The organism is Nostoc sp. (assembly GCF_035638895.1).
In the GTDB taxonomy this organism is placed as follows: Bacteria; Cyanobacteriota; Cyanobacteriia; order Cyanobacteriales; family Nostocaceae; genus Nostoc.
On record NZ_DASQZC010000619.1, the window covers coordinates 1 to 5,741 of the forward strand.

Sequence of the window (5,741 nt, forward strand, 5' to 3'; positions counted from 1 at the left end):
ACAAAGATGATAGGAGTCTTTTGAAATATGGAATTATTTCGTATAATCCGGCACAACTCATAACCGTCGATTCCTAGCATGTTTAAATCCAACAAAATTAAATCCGGTTTGTGCCTTATAATTGACAAAACGGCTTTTACTGGATCGTTAATAGTCACTACAGAAAAATTTTCATTTTCTAAGAAATAACTAATTTCTTTGAGAATTGTGGGGCTATCGTCAACAGAAACGATTTTGTGAGCTTTTTGTCCCGTTACAGTAGCAGCCGCTACTATTTGGGAAGAAGGAGTTATGCTATTTGATATTGTTGGCTCCTGAAATTTCTCTTTTGGAGAAGGATAAATCTGAGGTAATCGTTGGACAGGAACTATATTCTCTTCAGAAATATCTAGGTAAGAGTTGACGGTGGTATTTAATTCTTTTTTGGTATCAACTAACTTGGGAATGAATTTAGAGATAAGCGATTGCTCTTCAAATATCTTTGGTAATTTATCATAAGGTGGATCAGCTTCATGCAAGATAATAGCACCCTTAAGTATGTAAGAGTATAAAGTGTGAGCCAGTTGGATTTCATCTTGATTCAAAATTACGGCTAGATGACACAGGCTAAAACCTTTCATCCAATTAGTTAAATCTGGCTGGAGTTTTGGTAAATCTTTTTCCTCAATTTTGCTGTTAATAAACAGATATGGACGTTGATATGGAGAAGAAATTTGAGGAACAAAAGCTTGCCATTTTTTTAATCTTATTTGGCAATGTTCTAGAATTTTTTCTACATCTAACCTACAAAATATTGGCATTATATCAAGTCGTTCTGCTAATTCATAAGTACCTTCTTTTATTAGTAGAAATGATTCAATCACCTCTCGAACCAATTCTTGAATCAGCACTGCTGCTTGTGTAGAATGTAAATGTTGTTGACTAACAAGCCAGGATATAGCCTGATACTCAGGAGGGTGGCTTCTTAAATTACTGTCATCTTCAATTAACTGAGTGTATGAATCGGGTTCAAACATTAGACGTAATTGAACACGAATCTCACTGGTAAGCAGTGGAATTTGGGGGCTGAGGCGACGCAAATGACGTTCTAGCCTGTCAAAGGGTTCCACTGAATGGGTAGCGTAGGTTATTCTTCCCTGTTCTAAGTAAATCGACCAAGAAACTGAGTTATTCAATGCTTGTAAACAAGTACTGTCAGAGCAATTGGATAACTGTCTTAACAAACTTATGGGACGTAGTTTGGTGAATGCACCAGAATTATTCATATTTTTCAAGTTTTTTGCGGAATCAACAACCGAACATTTGTAAATTGAAAATATCAGCTATGAAATATTTTCTTCTTTGTAATATTTCTCTCCGTACAAAATATTCCTTTTAAAATATGTATATATGTTAAAACTAGTAAATTTTAAACATATTTTGTTACATTTAGCACACTCTACTTATTTTATCTATCTCAAAAAAAAAAGTAAGTGGGTATGAATAAACGTAAATATCTATCCTAGCTAGACTATCAGTAGATGTTAGTTAGTTCTTGATTTTACTTACTACCAACAACTCTTGACTGAAGACCTTAATAATGATGTTTATTTATGCCCACTTACTGAAAGAGGTAAATTTGATTCCATGTTTCCGCAGCTACACTGCTATACTTTTAGGGCTAATGAGCTTAATTATGGTTAATTATCTTTATGTAAAAGAACGATTCTTCTACATAAAATCTTTAAAAAGTTATATAGGAAAGTTTACGTATTTATTGTACTGTAAGGTTAATGGATATAATTTTTGGGTAGATACATTACAACAGGGAATGCTGCGTTTTGATAAACTCTTTTTTGCTAAACTAAGCTGTTCTCAAGTTCTTCTTAAATATGTAGAGAACTTCATGAAAAAAATTTGTTTAATAAAAATTAGAGCATCTACCACTAGCTACTATATTCTGTAAGTCGCTTCGGCGATTGTGATTATATACTCTGAGAAAAGGGAAATAAAGCTTTGAACTTTAACATAACACAAAAAGTTATGGATGATACATTAAGACTTGATGAAGTAGTAGAATTTGCTGAGAACCCGGAACCACGTTGTCCTTGTGTACTGTTACTAGACACATCTGGCTCGATGCAGGGAGACCCGATTGAGGCTTTAAATCAGGGTTTGCTAAGTTTAAAGGATGAATTAGTCAAAAATTCCTTAGCCGCAAGACGGGTGGAAGTCGCGATCGTAACATTTGATAGTAATATCAATGTAGTACAAGACTTTGTGACTGCGGATCAATTCAATCCACCGATTTTGACAGCTCAGGGATTGACTACGATGGGTGCAGGAATTCATAAAGCTTTAGACATAATTCAAGAGCGGAAATCTCAGTATCGTGCCAATGGGATTGCTTACTATCGTCCTTGGGTATTCATGATTACCGATGGAGAACCACAAGGCGAGTTAGAAAATGTCGTAGAGCAAGCATCCGTGCGCCTACAGGGAGATGAAACTAATAAGCGCGTAGCATTTTTTACAGTAGGTGTAGAAAATGCAAATATGACTCGTTTAAATCAAATAGCTGTGCGTACCCCCCTGAAGCTGAAAGGATTAAATTTTATCGAGATGTTTGTCTGGTTGTCAACTAGTATGTCAGCTGTTTCCCATTCGCAGGTGGACGAACAGGTAGCACTACCGCCGATTGGTTGGGGGACTGTTTAATAAAAAATCGCAGCTTGATGTTTACACAGATAGCTGCTGGAAAAAAATCTATGAACATATCAAAACAGATTGCTCAATGGCGGATTGTGGCTGCGTCTGTATGTGGTACAAGTCACTTAAAAAATAATCAGTTATGCCAGGATGCTCATCATTGGCAGGTATTATCAGATAACATTTTAGTGGCGGCCGCAGCAGATGGCGCGGGTTCTGCTAGCCTTGGGAAAGTGGGAGCGATGATTGCTGTGGAGACAGCAATAGAAAACATTTCAACCATTGGACTTACCCGGAAAAGTTTGAGTGATGATGCATTGGTGCGATCGCTCTTAAATGATGCCATATTAGCTGCCAAAAAAGCTGTGGATGATGAGGCGGCTACTTGTGACAAACAGCCTCAAGATTTAGCCACTACCTTAATTGTGATGCTTGCCACACCAGAATTTGTGGCTGTAATGCAAATAGGTGATGGTTTGGCAGTGGCAAAAGATAGCATGGGCAACCTCCTGGCACTGACTATACCTGATAGCGGCGAATACATCAACGAAACAACTTTTTTAACTTCTCCTAATGCCTTAGATACAGCGCAGATGAAAGTCTGGCGCACAGACATAGTAAATGTTGGCATCATCACCGACGGACTACAAATGTTGGCTTTGAATATGGTTGTTGGCGAACCTCACAAACCCTTCTTTTTTCCCCTGTTTGAATTTGTAGCTAATGCCGAGGATAAGACAGAAGCGAAGGAGCAGTTGGTAAACTTTTTACGCTCAGAACGGATTACGCAACGCACTGATGATGATTTGACACTCATTATAGCTGCATTCAACAACTCATAAGCAAGAAATTTACAGGTTTCACATCTTACAATAACTCCGTTAGCGGTAATTTCATTATGCAGGTACTACGTTGTTCCCCTAGAAAAGAAATCCTCAGTCTCAATGTCAGTTTGGGACGTGGCGGTGAAGCTTGTGTTTATGCAGTGCCATCTGATAACAACTTGGTGGCAAAGATTTACCACAAGCCAACGACTGCTCATGCTGATAAACTCCAAGCGATGCTTGCCAACCCGCCAGAAAACCCTACGGCGAGTTTAGGGCATATCTCTATCGCTTGGCCAGAGGATTTATTACGGGCGGCAGATGGCAAAAATAGCATCCTCGGCTTTTTAATGCCACGGATTCAGGGGATGCGTCCAATTATCGACTTTTACAACCCCAGAACCCGTCGCCAACACTGCCCCCTATTCAACTATCAGTACCTGCTCCGCACGGCTCGTAACTTGGCGGCAGCTTTTGCTGCTTTACACGCTAGTGGATATTGTATTGGTGATGTGAATGAGTCAAATATCCTCGTCAGTGACACAGCACTGGTGACTTTGATAGATACAGACTCCTTCCAAGTACTTGACCCAAGCAGCAATGTGGTTTATCGCTGCCCAGTTGGGAAACCAGAGTTTACCCCACCAGAACTACAGAATAAAACTTTTGCCCAGCACGATCGCGAAATTTCTCACGATTTATTTGGGTTAGCGGTGCTGGTATTTCAACTTTTAATGGAAGGCACGCACCCATTTTCGGGGATTTTTCAAGGTGCTATTGAGCCACCGCCCTACGAAGCCCGCATTGCATCGGGTCATTTCACTTACAGCCAAAAGCGCTACGTACCCTACCTTCCTACACCCATTGCACCCGCTTGGGAAATTCTTCATCCCAGCTTACAAGAACTATTTGTCCGTTGTTTTGAAGACGGTCACAACAACCCACAGCTGCGCCCCAGCGCCCAGGCTTGGCTATCGGCTATTGCTGAAGCCGAAGATTCCCTGATTACCTGCACGACAAATCCTCAGCATCGCTACAACAACCACATGCGTAGCTGTCCCTGGTGTGAACGTACCGTGCGATTAGGCGGACGCGACCCCTTCCCATCACATCGGGCTATAGAAGCTAGAGAACATCTCCAACCGCGAATCAAACGGAAAAAGCACTACACCCAGACACCGCATTTTCCACAGCGACAGCGAACTATGTCACCGCACTCAGCTAATTATTGGCAGCCAGTAATTACCCCAAGCGGTGCATCTTATAAACCTTCCAAAAAGTCAAAGTTGTACCCGATTATTTGTTGCTTGCTGGGTTTTGGTTTATTGGGATATGCGGATGTAATGATTAAACTTACTCAGCCGTTGGTTACCCAAAATGCTTACACTCAACAAACACTGAAGTCTCCCCAGACAAATAACAAACTCAGCTTCGCTGATTATTATCAGCAGGGTTATACTGCTTACAAAGACCGAGATTATGAAAAAGCAATTGCCAGCTTTACCGGAGCAATTGAACAAGAACCGACACATGCCAGAGCTATTGTAAATCGTGGCAATGCTCGCTATAACATGAAAGATTACGAAGGAGCAGTTGTAGATTATAGCCAAGCTCTCAAAATCAATGCCAATCAAACCAAAGCTCTTGTGAATCGGGGTAATGCCCGCTATATGCTCGCCGAATATAGCAACGATCCCGATCTAGAGTATAACCTAGCGATCGCAGACTATAATCGCGCCATTGGTCTGGATAATAATGAAATTGAAGCTTATATCAGACGCGGGATTGTCCGCACTCAAATGGCTAAATATAGCGGTGAATCTCAACAAGCTTACAAAAGAGCGATCACAGATTTTAGTCACGCGATAAAACTTAATGTATCCAAAGCAGAAGCTTACTTTCAGCGCGGTGTAGTCTATTATCAAATTGCTCAATATAGCAGCAATTATGAGCAAGAATATAATCAAGCGATCGCTGACTTTAACCAAGCATTAGCTATCAGCCCCAAACTAGCAAAAGTGTATCTCAAACGAGGTATGGTTCGCTATGAATTAGCACAGTATGGCGGTAGTGAATCTAACAAAAATCAGGCGAAAGCTGTCGAGGATATACAGGCATCTGCTAAATTCTTTCTTGAGCAAGATGATATGGATAATTATCAGCAAGCACTCAGTAACATGTGTGTAGTCATAGAAAACAAATGTGACCCTTTATTCCAAAGCTCAAGTA

Annotated in this window: 4 protein-coding genes; 3 read left to right on the forward strand and 1 reads right to left on the reverse strand. The window is 40.3% G+C overall.

What is annotated here, in order from left to right; all coding sequences use genetic code 11:
* The coding region (locus VE944_RS30210; protein WP_324986268.1) for a DUF4388 domain-containing protein at positions 1-1,265 on the reverse strand (1,265 nt) is incomplete at its 3' end.
* 757 nt (positions 1,266-2,022) lie between these two features.
* Here VE944_RS30210 and VE944_RS30215 point away from each other — a divergent pair.
* The 3 genes from VE944_RS30215 to VE944_RS30225 form a co-directional block, all read left to right on the forward strand.
* On the forward strand, positions 2,023-2,697 hold the full coding sequence (locus tag VE944_RS30215) for a vWA domain-containing protein (protein ID WP_324986271.1): 675 nt from the start codon (positions 2,023-2,025) through the stop codon (positions 2,695-2,697).
* Positions 2,698-2,747: 50 nt separating this feature from the next.
* Entirely contained in the window at positions 2,748-3,530 is a 783-nt protein-coding gene (locus VE944_RS30220; protein WP_324986273.1) for a PP2C family serine/threonine-protein phosphatase, read from the forward strand.
* A 56-nt stretch (positions 3,531-3,586) separates the two neighbouring features.
* The coding region (locus VE944_RS30225) for a tetratricopeptide repeat protein (protein WP_324986276.1) at positions 3,587-5,741 on the forward strand (2,155 nt) is incomplete at its 3' end.

What these genes read in the sequence shown, in the direction of transcription:
- VE944_RS30215 (WP_324986271.1), top strand. Translation starts at nt 2,023, where the DNA reads ATGGATGATACATTAAGACTTGATGAAGTAGTAGAATTTGCTGAGAAC.
- VE944_RS30220 (WP_324986273.1), top strand. Translation starts at nt 2,748, where the DNA reads ATGAACATATCAAAACAGATTGCTCAATGGCGGATTGTGGCTGCGTCT.